Origin of the sequence: Aeromonas sp. FDAARGOS 1403, assembly GCF_019047325.1 — a bacterium.
Classification (GTDB): Bacteria; Pseudomonadota; Gammaproteobacteria; order Enterobacterales; family Aeromonadaceae; genus Aeromonas; species Aeromonas dhakensis.
Map to the genome: position 1 here is coordinate 475,145 of NZ_CP077249.1, position 18,607 is coordinate 493,751.

Annotated in this window: 21 protein-coding genes; 11 read left to right on the forward strand and 10 right to left on the reverse strand. The window is 59.5% G+C overall.

Going from position 1 to position 18,607, the window contains the following annotated elements:
* Window positions 1-30 precede the first annotated feature (30 nt).
* On the reverse strand, window positions 31-690 hold the full coding sequence (locus tag I6L33_RS02365) for a LuxR C-terminal-related transcriptional regulator (RefSeq protein WP_010635910.1): 660 nt from the start codon (window positions 688-690) through the stop codon (window positions 31-33).
* A gap of 516 nt (window positions 691-1,206) precedes the next feature.
* Between I6L33_RS02365 and I6L33_RS02370 the strand changes: the two genes are divergently transcribed.
* Window positions 1,207-1,782, forward strand: coding sequence for a single-stranded DNA-binding protein (locus I6L33_RS02370; protein ID WP_005306061.1), 576 nt, complete (start codon window positions 1,207-1,209; stop codon window positions 1,780-1,782).
* A gap of 169 nt (window positions 1,783-1,951) precedes the next feature.
* Window positions 1,952-2,710 (forward strand): ABC transporter substrate-binding protein, encoded by a 759-nt coding sequence (locus tag I6L33_RS02375; protein WP_017782171.1) that lies wholly within the window; start codon window positions 1,952-1,954, stop codon window positions 2,708-2,710.
* An 83-nt stretch (window positions 2,711-2,793) separates the two neighbouring features.
* Here I6L33_RS02375 and I6L33_RS22120 read toward each other — a convergent pair whose 3' ends face one another.
* Window positions 2,794-2,916 carry a hypothetical protein gene (locus tag I6L33_RS22120; RefSeq protein WP_005306071.1) on the reverse strand — a complete coding sequence of 41 codons (123 nt, stop codon included), beginning with the start codon at window positions 2,914-2,916 and terminating at the stop codon, window positions 2,794-2,796.
* Window positions 2,917-3,367: 451 nt separating this feature from the next.
* Here I6L33_RS22120 and I6L33_RS02380 point away from each other — a divergent pair, with 451 nt between their 5' ends.
* The 4 genes from I6L33_RS02380 to I6L33_RS02395 all read left to right on the forward strand — a co-directional run bounded on the left by I6L33_RS02380 (window position 3,368) and on the right by I6L33_RS02395 (window position 7,641).
* Window positions 3,368-4,246, forward strand: coding sequence for a cation diffusion facilitator family transporter (locus I6L33_RS02380; RefSeq protein WP_010635891.1), 879 nt, complete (start codon window positions 3,368-3,370; stop codon window positions 4,244-4,246).
* Window positions 4,247-4,341: 95 nt separating this feature from the next.
* The gene (locus I6L33_RS02385) at window positions 4,342-4,626 is read left to right on the forward strand and encodes a DUF3811 domain-containing protein (RefSeq protein WP_216973483.1); all 285 of its coding nucleotides are present in this window, start codon (window positions 4,342-4,344) and stop codon (window positions 4,624-4,626) included.
* A gap of 488 nt (window positions 4,627-5,114) precedes the next feature.
* Window positions 5,115-5,324, forward strand: a complete 210-nt coding sequence (locus I6L33_RS02390) for a cold-shock protein (RefSeq protein WP_005306081.1) — start codon at window positions 5,115-5,117, stop codon at window positions 5,322-5,324.
* Between the two features lie 370 nt (window positions 5,325-5,694).
* The gene (locus tag I6L33_RS02395) at window positions 5,695-7,641 is read left to right on the forward strand and encodes a ligand-gated channel protein (protein ID WP_017782169.1); all 1,947 of its coding nucleotides are present in this window, start codon (window positions 5,695-5,697) and stop codon (window positions 7,639-7,641) included.
* 34 nt (window positions 7,642-7,675) lie between these two features.
* On the opposite strand, the gene I6L33_RS02400 is transcribed toward I6L33_RS02395, so the two are convergent.
* From I6L33_RS02400 to I6L33_RS02410, 3 genes are all read right to left on the reverse strand, one after another.
* Window positions 7,676-9,163: a transporter substrate-binding domain-containing protein gene (locus I6L33_RS02400; protein WP_216973484.1), complete on the reverse strand. Its 1,488-nt coding sequence runs from the start codon at window positions 9,161-9,163 to the stop codon at window positions 7,676-7,678.
* Window positions 9,164-9,265: 102 nt separating this feature from the next.
* Window positions 9,266-10,651: an ATP-binding protein gene (locus tag I6L33_RS02405; protein ID WP_005306091.1), complete on the reverse strand. Its 1,386-nt coding sequence runs from the start codon at window positions 10,649-10,651 to the stop codon at window positions 9,266-9,268.
* Window positions 10,652-10,661: 10 nt separating this feature from the next.
* Window positions 10,662-11,384 (reverse strand): response regulator, encoded by a 723-nt coding sequence (locus tag I6L33_RS02410; protein WP_005306095.1) that lies wholly within the window; start codon window positions 11,382-11,384, stop codon window positions 10,662-10,664.
* A 179-nt stretch (window positions 11,385-11,563) separates the two neighbouring features.
* Between I6L33_RS02410 and I6L33_RS02415 the strand changes: the two genes are divergently transcribed.
* The 3 genes from I6L33_RS02415 (at window position 11,564) to I6L33_RS02425 (ending at window position 12,705) form a co-directional block, all read left to right on the forward strand.
* Window positions 11,564-11,737 carry a hypothetical protein gene (locus I6L33_RS02415; RefSeq protein WP_017782166.1) on the forward strand — a complete coding sequence of 58 codons (174 nt, stop codon included), beginning with the start codon at window positions 11,564-11,566 and terminating at the stop codon, window positions 11,735-11,737.
* 70 nt (window positions 11,738-11,807) lie between these two features.
* Window positions 11,808-12,134, forward strand: a complete 327-nt coding sequence (locus I6L33_RS02420) for a hypothetical protein (protein ID WP_017782165.1) — start codon at window positions 11,808-11,810, stop codon at window positions 12,132-12,134.
* A 220-nt stretch (window positions 12,135-12,354) separates the two neighbouring features.
* A complete protein-coding gene (locus I6L33_RS02425) occupies window positions 12,355-12,705 on the forward strand; it encodes a hypothetical protein (RefSeq protein WP_010635886.1) in 351 nt (116 codons plus the stop codon).
* A gap of 57 nt (window positions 12,706-12,762) precedes the next feature.
* Here the strand turns inward: I6L33_RS02425 and I6L33_RS02430 are convergent, their stop codons facing one another.
* The 3 genes from I6L33_RS02430 to I6L33_RS02440 form a co-directional block, all read right to left on the reverse strand.
* Window positions 12,763-13,182 (reverse strand): hypothetical protein, encoded by a 420-nt coding sequence (locus I6L33_RS02430; protein WP_005306108.1) that lies wholly within the window; start codon window positions 13,180-13,182, stop codon window positions 12,763-12,765.
* A 140-nt stretch (window positions 13,183-13,322) separates the two neighbouring features.
* The gene (locus tag I6L33_RS02435; RefSeq protein ID WP_017782164.1) at window positions 13,323-14,324 is read right to left on the reverse strand and encodes a diguanylate cyclase; all 1,002 of its coding nucleotides are present in this window, start codon (window positions 14,322-14,324) and stop codon (window positions 13,323-13,325) included.
* A 188-nt stretch (window positions 14,325-14,512) separates the two neighbouring features.
* Window positions 14,513-15,460: an AraC family transcriptional regulator gene (locus I6L33_RS02440; RefSeq protein ID WP_017782163.1), complete on the reverse strand. Its 948-nt coding sequence runs from the start codon at window positions 15,458-15,460 to the stop codon at window positions 14,513-14,515.
* A 75-nt stretch (window positions 15,461-15,535) separates the two neighbouring features.
* Here I6L33_RS02440 and I6L33_RS02445 point away from each other — a divergent pair, with 75 nt between their 5' ends.
* Window positions 15,536-15,934: a VOC family protein gene (locus tag I6L33_RS02445; RefSeq protein ID WP_010635883.1), complete on the forward strand. Its 399-nt coding sequence runs from the start codon at window positions 15,536-15,538 to the stop codon at window positions 15,932-15,934.
* Between the two features lie 422 nt (window positions 15,935-16,356).
* Here the strand turns inward: I6L33_RS02445 and I6L33_RS02450 are convergent, their stop codons facing one another.
* Complete coding sequence (locus tag I6L33_RS02450; protein WP_017782161.1) at window positions 16,357-16,533, reverse strand: hypothetical protein; 177 nt, start codon at window positions 16,531-16,533, stop codon at window positions 16,357-16,359.
* Window positions 16,534-16,604: 71 nt separating this feature from the next.
* On the opposite strand from I6L33_RS02450, the gene I6L33_RS02455 reads away from it, so the two are divergent.
* Window positions 16,605-17,549 (forward strand): LysR substrate-binding domain-containing protein, encoded by a 945-nt coding sequence (locus tag I6L33_RS02455; RefSeq protein WP_017782160.1) that lies wholly within the window; start codon window positions 16,605-16,607, stop codon window positions 17,547-17,549.
* 367 nt (window positions 17,550-17,916) lie between these two features.
* On the opposite strand, the gene I6L33_RS02460 is transcribed toward I6L33_RS02455, so the two are convergent.
* The gene (locus I6L33_RS02460) at window positions 17,917-18,573 is read right to left on the reverse strand and encodes a hypothetical protein (RefSeq protein WP_216973485.1); all 657 of its coding nucleotides are present in this window, start codon (window positions 18,571-18,573) and stop codon (window positions 17,917-17,919) included.
* Window positions 18,574-18,607 lie beyond the last annotated feature (34 nt).

An 18,607-nucleotide genomic window follows, 5' to 3' on the forward strand; every position in this document is an offset into this window, starting at 1 on the left:
GACAGGTTTTATCCATCATCCCCATCGATTTCAGAGATATTCCTTGGCCCAGCTCACCGCCTGCAAACGGTTCTTCACATTCAATTTCTTGAAGACGTTATAGAGGTGGGACTTGATGGTGTGCTCGCTCACGAACAGGCTGTCGGCGATCTCGGTGTTGGAGGCGCCCGTCATCAGATAGCGGATGATCTCCTGCTCGCGCACGGTCAGCAGCGTCTGGTTGCGCAGGTGATGTTCCCCACCCTTGCGGTAGTAGTTGACCAGATCGCACAGCAGGTGGCGCGGGATCCAGTACTCCCCCTCCAGCACCTTGCGAATGCCGAGCACCAGCCGATCCAGCGGATCCTGGCAGAAGAAGAGTCCGCTGGTATGGGGCCACATCAGCAGCAATTCCCGATCGGTGCTGGTCGGGGCATTGAGCAGCACCGTATTGGCCTCCCCGAAGCGGCTGGAGATCTCCCGCGGCCATCCTGCCTGCTGGCTCGACTTGAGGTAGTCCAGATCGACCAGAAACAGCGGACGAGGCTCGAGCTCGTCCGGTTGCGGCAGCTCCTCCAGGGTGCTTACCAGCACAATGGGCAGTGCCAGCTGCTCGGCCAGATAGCTCTGGAAGCTGGTTGCCTGCACATTGTTTTCGGTTACCAGTACGATGGGATATGGGGTGCTCATGAAAGGCTGGTCCTTGAACATTGCGGCCATGGTTTTTTTCGGCAGCAGAGAGTACCAAGCCCCCCGTGGGGTGCAGCATTAAAAAAGTATTAGACGGCGATGCGCCTCCTTTGAAACTCACCAATTTTCCAAGCAATACAAATAACTAGCAGCCCCCCCCCATTTGGGTGGAATGCTGGCATCCGGGCAGACAGGGGCTGTCGTAGCGTCATCGAATTCACTTTTCGCGCCCGGGTTTCGATGCTAGGCGTCCCCCTCTGCGGCTCACTTGCTGGCCAAGGCCCGCCTCGTGTAAGTTAACCCCTCGGTCCGGAGAAGCTGGCGACGAAGAAGACGTCTTTCTCCCCAAAAACTGTTACTATTGCGGGCAAAATCTGGAAACGGCATGGCAGTCGACAGGCGAGCCAACCCGGGTTCAGTCATCACATGAGTCGCAAGCGCCTGCGGCGTTCTTGCGTATCTCGCAGAAAACAAACGAAATGTTGAATTGGTCCGGGCATATGGCCTGGCCGGAATACAAAGGGTGGAAGAGAGATTATGGCCAGTCGAGGCATCAACAAAGTCATTCTGATCGGTAACCTGGGGCAAGACCCGGAAGTGCGCTACATGCCGAGCGGCGGTGCCGTGACCAACATCACCCTGGCCACCTCCGACACCTGGCGCGACAAGCAGACCGGTGAGCAGAAAGAGCGTACCGAGTGGCACCGCGTCGTCTTCATGGGCAAGCTGGCCGAAGTGGCGGGCGAGTACCTGAAGAAGGGTTCCCAGGTCTATGTGGAAGGCAAGCTGCAGACCCGCAAGTGGCAGGATCAGAGCGGCCAGGAGCGTTACACCACCGAGGTGCTGGTCGATGGTTTCAGCGGCGTGATGCAGATGCTGGGTGGCCGTCCGCAAGGCGCCGGTCAGGGCATGGGCGGTCAGTCCCAGGGCAACTGGGGTCAGCCGCAACAGGGCATGCAGTCCCAGCAGCCGATGAACCAGTCCCGCCCGGCTCCGCAGCAGAACATGCAGCAACAGCAGGGCGGTTATAGCCGTCCGGCCCAGCAGCCGCAGTCCGCTCCGCCGGTATACAACGAGCCGCCGATGGATTTCGACGACGACATCCCGTTCTAAGGGAAGTGCACGGTTCAGAGGGCCCTGTTCACGCAGGGCCTTTTTTTGCCCGTTATTGACGCAGGCGCGGCACGCAAGCCGGCTCCCCCGACCAGAGTTGCCGACCCTGCTCCCCCTGTCGCCCGCCCAGGGTTTATCATCAGGGCAATTCGTTTGTCAGAGAGAACGCATGGGGTTTTTGTCTCGTATCCTGCTGCTCGCGGCAAGCCTTGCCGTGCTGTTTCACTCTCCCCTCTTGCTGGCCGGCGAGCCACTGCGGGTGGGGGTCAGTTTCGCCATTCCCCCCTATGTGATTGAGGAAGAGGGACGCGGCATCGAGCTCGATCTGCTGCGCGAAGCCTTTCGTGGCAGCGGCTACGAACCCAGCTTCGAATATCTGCCGCTGGAGCGCACCTTTCGCATGCTGGAGTCCGGCAGGCTCGATGCCATCATCAACGTCAAACCCGGGATGCTCGACAACGTCTTCCTGTCGCAACCCGTCATCGCCTTTCACAACCGGGTGTTCACCCTGAGCAAGACCCACATCGCCACGCTGGACGACATGAAAGAGCTGAGGGTCAGCGCCTTTCAGCGGGCACGCCAGGTATTGGGGGGAGCCTTCGCCAGCATGGCCGACCAGAATCCCCGTTACGAGGAGGTCGCCAAGCAGCAGGGACAGGTGCACAGACTGATGCTGGGGCGGGTGGATGCGGTGATCCTGGAGCAACGGGTGTTCTATTACTATCTGGCGCAACTGGCCACCAGCAAGTATGGCGCCGAGCTCTATGCCCCAAGCCGGGTCAGACAATATGATCTGTTCGCTCCCACCCACTACCATTTCGCCTTTCGCCAGGCCGCGCAGCAACGCTGGTTTGATCGCCAGCTCGGCAAGATGCGAGCCGATGGCCGCTACGAACGGATATTTGCCAGCTACGGCGCCACCCCCTGAGCCCACGCCAAAAACATAAAAGCCAGCCCGAAACAGGCTGGCTTTTTGTTACTGGCTCCAGAGGAACTACAGCATGGGGAGCGTTACTTCATCGCGCTGCCATTTTTCAGTTCTGCTTTCTGACGTTTGGCTTCGCGCTTCTCTTTCAGTGACATCTGCGGTTTTTTCTTGGCATCTTTGCCGTTGTGATGTTCTTTGTTACTCATCATCAAACTCCAAAAATGTTACCCAGACAGTTGGAACCCAGGTTCCAGCATGCCATCCGAATCGTAGACTACAGTACGCTTTCAGTGACGATCCCAGGATCGCACTCAATCCAGCATACCCCCAATCTTGCGCAAGAATCCACCCTCATTCGTCACGCCGCGCCAAACCGGGGCCGACGGCCCCCGTCAGGCTCTCCTGGGCGGGGAAGGAACAGCCGTAAAAACACTGGAAGCCTTATAAAGTAGCGATTATCAATATTATTTGGCGACCACCTGAAATAAATAACCAAAAACCAAAATAACTATTATTTAAACGAGCAGTGTTAATTTGGATAAGCATTCTCACTATCGCCGGAAACAAAAAGTTACAACCTCAAGAAGTTATTATTAACGCAAGCTGATATTATCAGGCCTTATTTTCAAACTATTTCATCGAGAATAGGGATATCCCATGACCAGAAAAACCAGAGCCGCCTTGGTCTCGGTTTGCTCCAATATCAGCCTGATTGTCATGAAGATAATTGCCGGCATACTGAGCGGTTCCGTCAGCATCATCTCCGAAGCCATCCACTCGGCCATGGATCTGGTGGCCGCCCTGATCGCACTGGTGGCCGTGCGCAAGTCGGATATTCCACCCGACCCGCGCCACCCCTATGGCCACGACAAGATAGAGAATGTCTCCGGCGTGATCGAAGCGCTGCTGATCCTGCTGGCCGCCGGCTGGATCATCTTCGAGGCCGTCGGCAAGCTGATCACCCCCACTCCCATCGAAGGCGTCGGGCTCGGCGTGCTGGTCATGCTGTTGTCGGCGCTGGTCAACAGCGGCGTCTCCGCCTATCTCTACCGGGTCGCCAAGGAGGAAGAGTCGGTGGCGCTGGCTGCCGATGCCCTGCATCTGAAGGCGGACGTGCTGACTTCGCTCGGGGTGGCTGCCGGTTTGCTCGGCATCTGGATCGCCTCTGCGCTGGGCTACAACCTCTATCTGCTGGATCCCCTCGTCGCCATCGGGGTCGCGCTCTTCATTCTCAGAGAAGCCATCGCCATGCTCAACCAGGCCTTCCAGCCCCTTCTGGATCACAGCATGAGCGAGGAGGAGCTGGCCATCACCACCCAAGTGATCGAGGAGTGTTGCCCGGAGCACGGCGGCTTCCACGATCTGCGCAGCCGTCAGGCGGGACGTCGTCGCCATATCGACTTCCACCTGACACTGCCCAAGGAGATGAGCATCGAGCACTCCCACGCCATCTGTGACCGCATAGAGCAGGGGATCCAGCGCCATCTGCCCCACGCCATCGTGCTGATCCATGTCGAACCAACCGGTCACGCCTAGTCCAACCGGGGAAATCATCGGGAATGCCATAAACAGCACAATAAACTGTCAGATGACGTGGTAGGGTGTTCCCTCCCCGTCATCAGGTATACGCCGTGAAAAAGCTGGAAATGAAGGATCTCACCGACGCCGAGAAGGCCGGGATCACCCTGCTGCTGCAAAAAGCACAGGCCAACGCGGATCACCCATTGACCAATGCCGAACGCAATCGCATACGCGAGGAAGGCCGGCTCAAGGTGGTCGCAGACCGGGCGGCAGCCGCGAAAGCGGCGGCACAGATCGCGCGAGAGAAGGCCAAGGAACGGGCCGCCAATCAGGTACTGCCCGAGACATTCAGCTGGGTTGACTCCGTCAGCAATCGCTTTCGAAAGAAGCCTTGATCATGCCGTTTCAACCGAATGCAGCCAGCCCACGCCCTGTCGACGGGCTGGCTTTTTCATGATGGAAGGGGAAGGTTCTGACACTTGACGTGACATTATCTGTCGACTCACATGACCCTTTATCTCGTTTTTTCTTCGCACAAAGGGATTCACCACAACCCGAAAAGCACCTGAAATGGATATTCATGCTATTGATATAAAAGGTAAAATCGTCCTGAAAATCCAGTCATCCGGCACAGAGTACCAACTGAGAGATAAAGTTTGCTTTAACAAAGCGTGCGTGTTCTAATCGACAGCGATAGTTCGGCAGTTCAGTCCTGATTATGTTAGGCAGTCATTTTAGTAAAGCAGTGATTAGTGCAAGTGTTATTTCGATGATGCTTGACGAATAATTCTCCTTCTTTAGTGCTTCCCCTACGTATTGCTGACGAAAAATCAAAACTTGCCATCTGATGGCATTTCAAACACTAAATTTGAGAGTAATTATTATGTCCAAAGTGACTGGTACCGTAAAATTCTTCAACTCCGAAAAAGGTTTTGGCTTCATCTCCCCGGTTGACGGCAGCAAAGACGTGTTCGTACACTTCTCCGCTATCCAGTCCAACGGTTTCAAAACCCTGGAAGAAGGTCAGCGCGTTGAGTTCACCATCGAGCAAGGCCAGAAAGGCCCGGCTGCTGCCAACGTAGTTGCCCTGTAATTCAAGTCAGGGATACCATCACCCCGCTTCTGCCGGCTGAACGGATCCACTGCAAGAATTGAAAAAACCCGCTTCGGCGGGTTTTTTGTTGCCTCGAATTCACCCTGCCCGCCATCCCTACCCTGCTCCCATCCTTGCATACCTCCGCTTCTCTGCTGGCGAGAGGATAACCGCACAATATTAATGAGATTAATTATCATTTACACAGCCATCAGTGATCACTACAATGCCTGCCGACCGCCGGGATCACTATTCGATTGAACCTGCCTGGTCCGGGTTTCACGCGGGATGCGGCGAGACCCCCCATCGATTCACCCAAAGGATGAATGCATCTTCTTACTAAAAAAGAGTTCAGGCCAACATGATAACAATGCACCGCAACAAGCTGACCACGCTCATTCTCGCCGTCCTCGCCGCCAACGCCCATGCCGCCGAACAGGAGGTCATGGTGGTGACCGCCTCCGGCTTCCAGCAGAAGATCGAGAACACCGCCGCCTCCATCTCGGTGGTGACGCGCGAGCAACTGGAGAAACGCGCCTACCGTGACGTGACCGACGCCCTGAAGGACGTGCCGGGAGTGGTGATCACCGGCGGCGGCAGCAGCAGTGACATCAGCATTCGCGGCATGAGCTCCAAGTACACACTGATGCTGGTCGACGGCAAGCGGGTCGACAGTCGCGGCACCCGTCCCAACAGCGACGGTCCCGGCATCGAGCAGGGCTGGCTGCCGCCACTGCAGGCCATCGAGCGGATCGAGGTGGTGCGCGGCCCCATGTCCTCCCGTTACGGCTCTGACGCCATGGGCGGGGTCATCAACATCATCACCCGCAAGACCGCCAGCATGACGGCCTGGCAAGGTTCGGTGCAGGCCGACTCCACCTTCCAGGAGAACAAGGACTCCGGCAACATCTTCCAGAGCAACGCCTACACCGCTGGCGCCCTGGTGGATGGCCTGCTGGGGGTACGAGTGAACGGTCTGCTCTCCCATCGCGGCGAGGATCAGTTCCAGAACGGGTTCGCCGAACAGGAGATGCGCAGCGGCACTGTGGTGTTCAGCCTGACGCCGGACGAGCACAACCGCTTTGACTTCGAAGCCAGCCGCGGCCTGCAGGATCGCAACCGCACCCCGGGCGACTCTCTGGCAGCCAAGGCCAAGCCCAGTCTGAACACCTACGGGCGCACCAACTACGCCATCACCCACGACGGTCGTTATGACTTTGGCTCTTCCACCAGCTACCTGCAGCGGGAAGAGAACACCAACCCCGGCCGTCAGATGAAGCTCATCAACACCATCGCCGACACCCATACCCAGTTCGAACTGGGGGCTCACTACCTGAGCGTGGGCGGTCAATACCGTCACGAGGATCTGCAGGATGAGGGCAACCAGCTCAACGTGGCCAACCGTGCCAATCAGCTGACCCGCTGGAGCTGGGCCCTGTTCGTGGAAGATGAGTGGTCGCTGACCGACAGCTTCGCCCTCACCGGCGGCGTGCGGATGGACCGTGACCAGAACTACGGCACCCACTGGAGCCCGCGTCTGTACGGCGTCTGGCACCCGGCCGAATTCTGGACCCTGAAGGGCGGCGTCTCCACCGGCTACCGCTCACCGGATCTGCGCATGTCGGCCGCCAACTGGGGCCAGGCCACCGGCGGCGGCACCCAGGACGGCATGCTGGTCGGCAACCCGCAGCTCAAACCGGAAACCAGCGTGAGCCAGGAGATCGCCCTGCTGTGGGATGGTCAGGAGGGGCTGAGCACAGGGCTGACCCTGTTCAATACCGACTTCGAGGACAAGATCTCCGAGATCCGCCGCTGCACCAGCAAGGATGACCCCTCCTGCACCCTGAACGGTCACACCTATGACTTCATCAGCGACCGCATCAACGTCGACAAGGCGAACATGCGCGGGGTGGAAGGTACGGCCAACTGGGCCATCAACGAAAAGTGGTCGCTGGCCTCCAGCTACACCTTCACCCAGTCCGAGCAGAAGAGCGGTCCGAACGAGGGCAAGGCGCTTAACCAGATGCCGCGCCACATGTTCAATACCACGGTCGACTGGAAGAGTACCGATGACGTCAGCCTCTGGTCACGGGTCAACTTCCGCAGCAAGACCTCGGACTACCTGAGCCGGGTCAGAATGGCCGACGGCACCCCTTCCTACACCTTCTTCGACACGGGTCTGGTCTACAAGGCCAACGAACATCTGAACGTCACCGCAGGCGTCTACAACCTGTTCGACAAGACGGTGGACTACAGCAGCTTCGGCACCGTGCTGGATGGTCGCCGCTACACCCTGGGCATGACCTACAACTTCTGATGACTCACCGCCGCCCACCCTGGGCGGCGGTTCTTTATTGCCCCGCCTCGTCTGCCCCCTCTTTCACATAGCTTGCCGCCTGCCAGGTGTTGCGCCCCAGCGACTTGGCGCCATACATCAGCTGATCCGCCTGCAGCAGCACTCGTCGGCCCTCTGCCCTCACCTCTGCCGGCACCCACACCGCCCCCGTGCTGATGGAGATGCCAAGCTCCCCGGCGCTGGTCGACAGCTTGCGGCCATTGACCTCCCGCCCGATCCGCTCGGCCCACTGCTGCAGCGTCGCCATGTCGACCACCAGCAGACTGATGCAGAACTCCTCGCCGCCGATGCGGGCGAACAGGGCGCTGGCGGGCAACACCCGCTGCACGCGCGCCACCATGGCCGACAGTACCTCGTCGCCGACCCCGTGCCCGAAGTGATCGTTGATCCCCTTGAAGCGATCGAGATCGAACAGCAGCAGGGCACACGCCTCGCTGCTGCTCAGTCGTTGTTCCAGCAGCGGCAAGAAGGCGCGCCGATTGAGGATGCCGGTCATGGAGTCGGTGCTGGCGAGACGCTCCAGCCTGGCGTTGGCCTGGATAAGCTCGGCGGTACGGCTCGCCACCGCCCGCCGCAGCTGGATGATGTAGGCCATCAGCACCAGGCCGCCGACGGCCAGCAGCCAGGGCCAGAGATGTGCCGGGTAGACGGTCTCGATATGCATCCACTTGCGGATGATCCGCTCCCGATCCGCCTCGCCGATACGGGCGAAACCCTGCTCCAGCTCCTGCAGCAGCGCCTGATTGCCCTTGGCGACGGCAAAGCGGACGTCATCGCTATAAAGGTGGCGCACCGGGATGAAGCGGGTGGGATCCGCCGCGGTGTAGATGTAGAAGTTGGCCACCTGCAGGTCGGCGATGAAGGCTTCCAGTTCGCCGTTCAAGGCAGCGCGCAGCATGGCGTCGTTGTCATCGAAGGTGCGCAGCCGGGTGCGCGGGAAGTTCTTGCGGGCGTAGTACTCCTCGAATCCTCCCGCCACCACGCCCACGCTCTCGTGCAGCAGGTAGTAGTTCACGTCCGAACCGCGCAGAGAGTTGGCGAAGAAGAGCTGGGCGTCGAGGTGGGAGAGGGCCTGGCCATAGTCGTAGACCCTATTGCGCTCCGGCGACCAGAGCAGGCCACCATGGACATCGGCCTGGCCGTTGCGGACCAGATCCAGCGAGCTCTGCCAGTCCACCAGCTTGAACTGGATGGGGCGACCGGTGACGCGGCCATACTCACGCCACAGATCGATCAACAGGCCATCGGGCTGACCCGCCTCATTGAGATAGGAGAAGGGCTGCCAGGCCTTGGAGTTCGCCACGATGAGCGGTTTGGGCGCTGTGTTCGCCCATGCCGGCAATACCAGCGTACAGAGCAGCAGCAACCACCCGTATCCGACTCGCCACCTGACTCCCAACTCACCTGCCATCCCTGTACCGACCCTGCTGTTTGGCCGTCTGCGCGGCCATCGATTATCACCATCTTCAGCATAGGAGAACAAGCATGAGCGAGTATGAAACGAGCGTGATGCCGGCCGGACCAGTGCAAGACCAAAAACGAAAAGGGCACCCGCAGGCGCCCTTTCCATCGACTCGTTCGCCCCTCACAGCGGCAGGCTGATACGCGCCTCCAGCCCGCCCTGCTCCCGGTTGTGCAGGGTCAGTTCGCCCCCATGCTGGTGCACCAGAGTGCGGGCGATGGAGAGGCCCAGCCCTACGCTGCCGGATTCGGTGTTGCGGGCCTCGTCGAGGCGCACGAACGGCTTGAACACATCCTCCAGCCGGGCCGGATCGATGCCGGGCCCCTGATCGCAGACCCGGATCACCAGCTCGCTGTCGGTGCGTTCCAGCGACACCTCGGCGCTGCCGGCGTACTTGATGGCGTTGCCGATGAGGTTTTGCAGCACCCGGCGCAGGGTGTTGGCGCGGCAGGCATAGACCTGCTTGCCCTCTGCCAGACAGGTAACCGGCTGACCTGTGTCGGCATAGTCGTCGCACAGGCTCTCCAGCAGGCTGACCAGGTCCAGCTCGCGGGTCGCCTCCTGCTGCCCCTCCTCCCTGGCGAAGCTGAGGGTGGCCGCCAGCATCTGCTCCATCTGTTGCAGGGTCTGCTGGATCCGCTCCTTGTCCTCCCCCTCGTCCAGAAATTCGGTGCGCAGCCGCAGGCTGGTGATGGGGGTACGCAGATCGTGGGAGATGGCCGCCAGCATGCGGGTTCTGTCCTGCACGAAGCGATCGAGCCGGGTGTGCATGCGGTTGAAGGCCTGGATGGACTCGCGCACCTCGGTCGGCCCCTCCTCCCGCAGCGGCTCTATGTCCTCGCCGCGGCCGAGCCGGTCCGCGTTGGCGGCCAGTTGCTTGAGCGGCCGGGTGGCGCGGCGGAACAGCCAGATCATCATGCCGATCACCAGACTCGCCACCAGCATCAGGTTGAAGGTGGTCTGCCAGGACCAGCTGGCCGACTCCTTGTCCACCAGCGAGCTGAACTGCAGCCAGCCGCCGCGCGGCAGCTGGATGGAGCCGTACAGCCGCATGTCCTGCGGCGGCGGCACCCCCTTGCGGTCCTTCATCATCCGGTTGTGGTGCTGCCAGGCCCGGCTGCGCTGGGCATCCTGCTTGAGCTCGGCGCTGATCTCCACCATCAGGGTCGAGGGGTAACCCAACCGGGAGCGCACCAACTGCTCGAAGCGGGGGCTGCGGTTGTCCGGCTGCAGCGGCTCGTCGGCGATGCGCAGCAGCAGGGTCTCGCTGCGGCTCGCCTTGAGGATCTCGTCATAGAGGGAGGGGGGCGAGAGGGCCAGCAGCCGCACCACCGAGACGATGCGCTGCATGGCGTTGCGGCTGTTGACGTAGCCGAGCGCCTCCTCCCGATCCGTACGGTAGATCTGGATGCTGAGCAGCTGGATCAGCACCAGCCCGGCCAGCGCCACCAGGATGATCTGGCCGGTCAGCCCCTTGGGCCACAGCTTCGACCAGCCGCGTCTTAACATCCCCACCGCCTTATACCTGGGTCACATCGGCGGCGAACAGGTAACCGCCGCCCCAGATGGTCTTGATAAGCTCCGGATTCTTGGGATCCCGCTCCAGCTTGCGCCGCAGCCGGCTCACCAGAGTGTCGATGGCGCGGTCGAACGCCACCGCCTCACGGCCGCGGGCCAGATCCAGCAGCTGATCCCGGCTCAGCACCCGCTGCGGGCGCTCCAGAAAGACCCGCAGCAGGTCGAATTCGGCGGTAGAGAGGCTCAACCCCACCCCTTCCTCATCCACCAGCTCGCGCCGGTTGATGTCGAGCAGCCAGCGATCGAAGCGCAGATCCCGGGTCAAGGCCTCGGCCACCGGCTGCGGCTCGACCTGGGTGCGGCGCATCACCGCCTTGATGCGGGCCAGCAGCTCGCGCGGATTGAACGGCTTGGCGAGGTAGTCATCGGCCCCCATCTCCAGCCCTATGATGCGATCGGTCTCCTCCCCCATGGCGGTGAGCATGATGATGGGCAGGCTGGACTTGGCCCGCAGCTCGCGGCACAGGGTCAGGCCATCCTCCCCCGGCATCATCAGATCCAGCACCAGCAGATCGAATTCCCGCTCCTCCAGCAGCCGCTTCATCTCCTTGCCATCGCGGGCACAGCTGACCCGCAGGCCGTGCTGTTCCAGAAAACGCTTCAGCAGATCGCGGATCTCGCTGTGATCGTCGACCACCAGAATGTGGGTGCTGTTTTGATTCATGGGGACCTCCTGTTAGAGCTGGCACGAGTATACGAAAATCCGCCGGGCGGTTTGTGTCAAAGTGTGCCAGATCAGCAAGATGCCACACTCTGCTACAAAAAAGCGGCCGCTCGGCAAAGTTGAGACACAGACCGGCTGTTTACTGTGACCACCCCATCGGTTGCAGGAGCAGACAGGCCATGCTGGCCCTCACCACCCCCTTGCTGCTGGCCTTTGCCGCCAGCGAAGCCCTTGCCAGACAGGCAAGGCGCACATCCGGCCAGACCGACCCGGCCCAGGCCGGCGCCATCGACGCGGCAGCAGACGATACCGGCGTGCCCGCCGACCAGGCGACCGAGCCCCCTTCGTCATGATGCGCCCCCTCCGGTGCGCCCCCTGACCTTCCCGCCGCCCCTGCGGCATCTCATCAAGGAGAATCGACTCATGATCAACAAGACCATGGCCCTGTTCATGCTGGCCGGACTGGCCCACACCGGGCTGGCCCAGGCCGCCCTGCCGGCCGACGTCAGCGTTGCCCCCGGCCTGCTGTTCGTCAACTGGCACGACACCGCCAGCAGCAGCGATGCCCATCCGACCCTGGAGGTCCACAATGCCGCCGGCGACCTGATCAAGCGGGTCCCCGCCCGGCTGAACGGCATGCAGCAGGTGCGCCTGCCAATGCGGGCCCAGGGTGACCTGACCCTCAGCCTGGATGGCGAGAGCAGCAGCTATCGGATGCCCTACAACGTCGGTAGCGGTCGCCAGCGCTAAGCACGCCCATCCGGAAAAATACCCCGCCAGTGACAGACACTGACGGGGTATTTTTATTGCCCATCCAGCATGGACCCGGTCAATGCCCGGTACAGGGTCATGGTGTCACACTCTGCTACAAAATAGGCTTCAACTGGCAAAGTTCAGACACCTGTCTGGTGTGTAATCAGGGTCAAGGCGAGCAAGCCGACCCCGAACTCAATCCGCAAGGAGATAGACCATGAAAAAACTGACCAAGACTCTGCTGACCGCCACCCTGATCCTTGGCCTACCGCTTGGCGCCTATGCCGCCAGCGAAGCCGTCAGCACTGCCCAGCCCGGCATGATGACCGACTGCCCGATGGACGGCAGCGGCATGATGGGCGGCAAGCACCATGGCGGCCGCCACGACAAGATGGCCCGCATGCAGAACATGACCCCGGAGCAGATCCAGACTCACCTGCAGCAGCGTTACGACAAGATCGAAGATCCGGCCAAGAAGGCCGAGTTCGTGAAAAACCTCAATCTGCGTGCCGACGGCATGACCAAGCACGCCGAAGCGATGAAGCAGTTCGCCGAAGCGCACCAGTAATTCGAAAGCAGCAAAAAGGGGCCCGCGGGCCCCTTTTTTCATGCACGTCGTTCAGACTCAGGCCTTGGTCTTGTCGGCCAGGTTCAGGGTCTTGACGGTTTCGCCTTCGAACTTGATGAGCACGGTTTTCTGGGCCACTTCGGACTCCTTGAACAGGCTCTTGGAGGTCTCTGCCAGCATGGGGGATACCTTGTTCAGGGCGCCCAGATCATAGGTCCAAACTTCCAGACCGGCTTCGGTCTTGGTGCTGGCCGGTGCGCCCAGCTTCTCCTTGATGGCCTGCTTGTTGGAGCCGCCTTCCTTGATGTCCAGCGCCTTCTTGATCGCCTCGTTGGAGGCGCTGTCCATGGCGGTGCCAGCCATCTCTTTGGCAGTGCTGGTTACGCTGCTGGTCACTGTGTCGGTCAGGGAGTCCATCAGGCCGGCGTTGGCCATCAGAGGCAGTGCAGTCAGGGCAACCAGGATGCTCTTTTTCATCGTTTCATGTCTCACGGGGTTTAAAGAGCGCGCATCAGACCAGCGTACCCGTACGGAGTCAAGATGAGGCTGAGGTCAAGACGCATTCGGGGGGAAGGATTAGCACCATTCGGCAGCCAGCGCCCTGGCGGGGCGGCTGGCTACTGGCAGATCTGGTTTTTGCCCGTCTGCTTGGCCTGATAGAGGGCCCGATCCATTCTGACCATCAGCTGACCCATGCTCTCGTCCGGCCGGTACTCGGCCAGCCCGAAGCTCATGGTGATGGGGAAGTGCTCGCACACCGGCGTATCCATCAGCAACTGCCGCAGCTTGTCGGCCACCCGCCAGCCATCGGCCAGGCCGGTATTGGGCAGCACCACCATGAACTCGTCCCCGCCCCAGCGGGCAATCAGGTCTATTTCGCGAATGTGGCTGCGCACCAGCGCCACTATGTTGATCAGGGTCTGATCCCCCGCCTGGTGGCCGTGGCTGTCGTTGATCTGCTTGAAGTCGTCCACGTCCATGGCGATGACGGAGAAGGGTTGCTGAAAACGCTTGGCCCGCTCGCACTCCTGCCGAATGGTGCGCTCCAGCCGGTAGCGGCTGGCGGCACCGGTCAGGGCGTCGGTTTCCGCCAGCTGGCGATTCTCCTCCGCCTTTTGCTGCAGCGCCTCGTTGAGCCGCACCAGCTCGGCGGTGCGCAAGGCGATCTGCTGCTCCAGGGTGTGGTTGCGCCGCTCCAGCTGCTCCAGCAGCAGCTTCTGGGCGTGGATGTTGCGATGGGCACCGATCATCCGGGCCACAGAACCGTCCGGGTTGCGGGCTATGATGCGGCCGCAATCCTCGATCCAGATGTAGTCACCGCCGCGGCTGCGGCAGCGATACTCGACCCGGTAGTCGGGGGCGGCGCCGCTCAGGTAGGCGTCGAAGCAGGCCATCACCTGCTCCATGTCGTCGGGATGGATCACGCTCTCCCAGGTGAAGACAGTGTTGCCGAGGGTGTGGGGCTCGTAGCCCAGCATCTGGTACCAGCCAGGATTGCGATAGACGAACCCGGTGTTGGCGTTCCAGTCCCAGATGCCGTCGCTCACCACCGCCAGGATGCCGTGCACCACGGCTTCGCTGACGTCCGAGATCCTGATCGTGTCACTGTCTTGCAGCATAGAGACCATCCTTGCCCTCTCACCCCCAACTGCGGGAAATGCAATTTGATTGAAGAAAAACGATTATGGGGAGACGACTCCCATGAAACCCAACTCTGTCGCGGCCAGCCGGCTCATGGCCCGTCTCCGGTTATCGGCCGCAATCAGGTTCGTCTGAACAACAGTAGCAACCAGTGTGACTCAATACACTAGCCTTTTCCGGTTTTAAAGGCGGGATGATGCCGGTGGCGATAGTGGCTGGGCGCCAGGCCATGCTGGCGTTTGAAGGCGGTGGAGAAGTGGTACTCGTTGCGAAAGCCGCACTGCTCGGCCAGCAGCTTTACCGAATCGGCCCGGCTGGCCAGCAACAACGCCGCCCGTTGCAGCCGCAGCCGTTGCAGCAGCGCCATGGGCGCCAGCGCGAAGTGCTGCTGGCAGAGCCGGTAGAGCTGGCGCTCGGAGAGATGCAGGGCGCCGGCCATGCGCGCTATGTCCCAGGGCTCGGCCAGCGCCTCCTTGAGCAGCAGTTCGAGGCGCAGCGCCAGCCGCTCGCCGCGCCGCTGCCCCTCCCCCTTCTGCAGCAGACGGCGCAGATAGAAGCCGAGCTGCTCCACCAGCAGGGCGCTGAGCAGCGGGTCCTGATGGCGTTCCTGCTCCGCATAGAGGTTCTCGATGGTACGCAGCAGAGTGGCCTGCTGGGAGGTGCAACCCAACCGGGATTGGCTGGCGAAAACATCCCAGGGGGAGTCCTTGTGCAGCAGCAGCCACACCAGCTCCCAGTCGCTCGACTGTTGGCTCAACGGCTCGCTCGGCTGCTCTCTCAACTGCTCACTAATCGGCTCACTCAGCTGCTCACTAAGCTGCTCTCTCAACTGATAGCAGAGCGGCTCCCCGGCCGGGATCAGAGCCCATTCACCCACCTGCAGCCGCGCCATGCGATCGCCCACCAGCACCTCCCCCTCGCCCCCCAGGGTCAGCAAGAAGCAGTGCATATCGGCAAAGCGGCGCGCGATGCGGTAGCGAGTCTTGAGGCGAGAATAGCCCGCCAGCCACACCTGCTCCTGCGCGAGGGCCGGCAGCAGGCTGTCACAGCAGATCTGCTCGCGGCAGTCGGGGGAGACATCGATAAGCTCGATGTTGGCAGTTTCAGACATCATCAGGACGGACTCAACCATGTCGAAGGGGCAGGCCCCAGCATAGCATTAAGGGCATCAAGTCACAGGAGATAAGCCATGCATATCCATCACGTCGCCATCTGGGCGCAGGATCTGGAGGCGCTCACAACATTCTACTGCACCCTGTTTGGCGGGCAGGCCAATGAGCGTTACCACAATCCAAGCAAACAGTTCAGCTCCTACTTCGTGCGCTTCGAAGGGGGGGCCAGTCTGGAGCTGATGCACACCCCCATCCTGTTTCCGGCGGATCTGCGCCTGCCACACCCGCTGCAGGGGCTGGCCCATATCGCCTTCTCCCTCGGCAGTGTGGAGGCGGTGGACAAGATGACCGCCCGCCTCAAGCTGCTCAAGGGGGCCGAGGTGAAACACCTGGACGGCCCCCGCTGGACTGGCGACGGCTATTACGAGAGCACCTTTCTCGACCCGGAAGGCAACCGGCTGGAGTTGACCATCTAATCCCTGAGAGCTCCCCTCACCCTGCCCTCTCCCAACGGGAGAGGGGATAAAGCAGCATCGAAGACATGATCGCCAGCCATGTTGATTCGGTTGACGGCAAAAATAGCCAACCAAGTAGGTTCGATTAACGAAGCGTAATCGGACAGCGTATTTGCTCCCTTCTCCCCTTGCGGGAGAAGGGTCGGGGATGAGGGGAAGGCAAAAGAGATTTAGCGGTAAACGTTGGACTTCGTTCAGCCACCACCTTCGCGACAGATTGATTGATGCGGTTCTCGTGCAGAATTATATACGGGACTACCAATTGCCAGATCATATCACCTGAGGTGCAATACCATATCTCAGACAGGGTGACACCAGCGCCACTCAATATCATATTCAGAAAAATAAACATTAATTTGGCACGCGGTACCAAAAACAGCGTCTCAATATTTAATCCTGTCTCTGGCGTGATGCTGCTTTTGATTGTCATCATCGTGCAGCCCCATATCTTGTCGCAACCAGTCTGGCATATTCTCCTGCTTGAATGTGCGGGTCTTGTCGGCCCTTCTGGTCAATATTTTCATGATCGATTCGATCAGATTGCTTCCTGCCGTTTCCATGATAACCTCGCCTTTATTTCGCCGTTTGATTGGACGTCGAGTGTTATTAATTCGGGCCAGGAAGGCCAACGATGAAAGCTAACCAGACACATAAGCGCAAGTTATACATCGCCCAGATCGGCGCCCTGCACACCTTCGAGGCGGCGGCCCGCCACGGCAGCTATTCCCGCGCCGCCGAGGAGCTATTCATCACCCAGGCGGCGGTCAGCCAGCAGATCCGGGGGCTGGAACAGAGTCTGGGGGTCAAGCTGTTTGTCCGCGAGGGGCGCAACATGCGCCTGACCGAGCGGGGTGCACGCCTGCTCCCCTGGGTCAGCCAGGGCATGGCGGCGTTCGAGCAGGGCATGGCCGCCCTCGAGTGTGAACCGCTGGCAGGGGTGCTGAACGTCACCGTCATCCCCTCCTTCGCCAGCCGCTGGCTGATGCCGAGGCTCTGGCGCTTCGTCGAACGCCACCCCGAGGTCGAAGTGCGCCTCAACGCCAACCCCCAGGTGCAACCCATAGGCCGGGGTGGCATGGATCTGGCGATCCGCTACTGCAACCGGGTCGACCCCGAGCTGAGCTCCTGCCTGCTGATCCGGGAGTGCGTCTTTCCGGTCTGCTCGCCGGCCCTGGCCGAGCGGCTGCAGCGTATCGAGGATCTATACGACACCGTCATCGTCTCCGGGCCCGACTACGCCGGAGTCTCGTGGGAGAAGTGGCTGCAGGAGTCGGGCTATCGGCTCGACCTGAGCCGGATCAAGCGCTTCGAGGTCAACAACAACAGCCTGGCGATCGACATGGTGCTCTCCGGCAAGGGGGTGGCCCTGAGCCGCAACGTGCTGGCGGGGGATCTGATCGCCAGCGGCCTGCTGACCCGCCTCTTCACCAAGAGCTACAACCCCGACAACGACTACCACCTGGTCTGGGATCCCGACTCCCCCAGACTGACCCGGATCCGCTGCTTTACCGACTGGCTCAAGGAGGAGGTCGCCCAGGGCCCCGGCTGCCAGCCGGATATACAGGCCGAACCATAAGCCAGAGGCGGTTGGAGGGGGTGGATATTCGACACTCGAATCTCTGGCTCGCCGAAACCCCGGCCAAGGGAGCCTCCAATTAGGTGATCGTCGGATTACGCGACCATCCGGTTACGCGATTTTCCGATTACGCGACCGTCCGATTACGCGACCGTCCGATTACGCTTCGCTAATCGAACCTACAAATGCCGGATAATCCCTTGGTGCGAAAGATATAAAAAGATGCCTAACCTCCCTTCTCCCCTTGCGGGAGAAGGGTCGGGGATGAGAGGGAGGAAAAAGTTCATTTAAGCTCTGCTGCCACCACAAACAACTAGCTAGGAGATTAAATTGCAAAACAGAAAAGACAATATCAAAGGCTAATTACTCATATTTTACAACTATCCCCCTGAGGTAGCTCTACCGAGAAATCATATTCCTCTGGTTTATAAAAACTCAACTTATCAATTGACTGTTGCACCAAGAATTTATACATAAATTGATCTGAACATCCTTCTTCAAAAGATGAGGAAAATGTAAACATAACATTTTGTTTGTTTTTCATATCAAACCATGATGTGATAAAATAATATCCAGTTATTATATCTGTTTTTGTTGACGAACCTATCACTCCAAATGTTTTTTGCCTGTTTTCGGTACAACTTAGTGTTGCACCAAAACCAGTGCAGTTTGTAGTAGAAAAGCCGCTATCTACCATACCGTAATCTGGGCTATTGTATTGATATGAACTAGTTTTTTTGCTTACATCAATGAATATGACCAAGTCTATCGGCTTGCTTACTTTATCTAATTCATTATATGAAAATACATTCTCGAATCCTTTATTCTTCAAGGCATTAACAACTTCTTTTACATAGAATTTAGTTTCTAATAAATTTCCTTGTTCATATGCAGAAACGATTATCAATTTATCATTTTTAAAACTGTAATCTGGATCAACTTGAGACTTATACTTCGCACTAATTTGAGTTGAACAACCTGAAAGAAAAATAATAACAATTAATAGAAGAAACTTATTGAACATAATATACCCCTTTTATTTATTGCACCAAAACAAA

Bases quoted from the DNA above. Each gene is read 5' to 3' on its own strand.
- I6L33_RS02440 (WP_017782163.1), bottom strand. From the start codon at position 15,460: ATGATGTCTGAAACTGCCAACATCGAGCTTATCGATGTCTCCCCCGAC.
- I6L33_RS02425 (WP_010635886.1), top strand. From the start codon at position 12,355: ATGAAAAAACTGACCAAGACTCTGCTGACCGCCACCCTGATCCTTGGC.
- I6L33_RS02370 (WP_005306061.1), top strand. From the start codon at position 1,207: ATGGCCAGTCGAGGCATCAACAAAGTCATTCTGATCGGTAACCTGGGG.
- I6L33_RS02455 (WP_017782160.1), top strand. From the start codon at position 16,605: ATGAAAGCTAACCAGACACATAAGCGCAAGTTATACATCGCCCAGATC.
- I6L33_RS02420 (WP_017782165.1), top strand. From the start codon at position 11,808: ATGATCAACAAGACCATGGCCCTGTTCATGCTGGCCGGACTGGCCCAC.
- I6L33_RS02430 (WP_005306108.1), bottom strand. From the start codon at position 13,182: ATGAAAAAGAGCATCCTGGTTGCCCTGACTGCACTGCCTCTGATGGCC.
- I6L33_RS02380 (WP_010635891.1), top strand. From the start codon at position 3,368: ATGACCAGAAAAACCAGAGCCGCCTTGGTCTCGGTTTGCTCCAATATC.
- I6L33_RS02415 (WP_017782166.1), top strand. From the start codon at position 11,564: ATGCTGGCCCTCACCACCCCCTTGCTGCTGGCCTTTGCCGCCAGCGAA.
- I6L33_RS02445 (WP_010635883.1), top strand. From the start codon at position 15,536: ATGCATATCCATCACGTCGCCATCTGGGCGCAGGATCTGGAGGCGCTC.
- I6L33_RS02365 (WP_010635910.1), bottom strand. From the start codon at position 690: ATGTTCAAGGACCAGCCTTTCATGAGCACCCCATATCCCATCGTACTG.
- I6L33_RS02390 (WP_005306081.1), top strand. From the start codon at position 5,115: ATGTCCAAAGTGACTGGTACCGTAAAATTCTTCAACTCCGAAAAAGGT.
- I6L33_RS02395 (WP_017782169.1), top strand. From the start codon at position 5,695: ATGCACCGCAACAAGCTGACCACGCTCATTCTCGCCGTCCTCGCCGCC.
- I6L33_RS02450 (WP_017782161.1), bottom strand. From the start codon at position 16,533: ATGGAAACGGCAGGAAGCAATCTGATCGAATCGATCATGAAAATATTG.
- I6L33_RS02410 (WP_005306095.1), bottom strand. From the start codon at position 11,384: ATGAATCAAAACAGCACCCACATTCTGGTGGTCGACGATCACAGCGAG.
- I6L33_RS02460 (WP_216973485.1), bottom strand. From the start codon at position 18,573: ATGTTCAATAAGTTTCTTCTATTAATTGTTATTATTTTTCTTTCAGGT.
- I6L33_RS02405 (WP_005306091.1), bottom strand. From the start codon at position 10,651: ATGTTAAGACGCGGCTGGTCGAAGCTGTGGCCCAAGGGGCTGACCGGC.
- I6L33_RS22120 (WP_005306071.1), bottom strand. From the start codon at position 2,916: ATGAGTAACAAAGAACATCACAACGGCAAAGATGCCAAGAAAAAACCG.
- I6L33_RS02375 (WP_017782171.1), top strand. From the start codon at position 1,952: ATGGGGTTTTTGTCTCGTATCCTGCTGCTCGCGGCAAGCCTTGCCGTG.
- I6L33_RS02435 (WP_017782164.1), bottom strand. From the start codon at position 14,324: ATGCTGCAAGACAGTGACACGATCAGGATCTCGGACGTCAGCGAAGCC.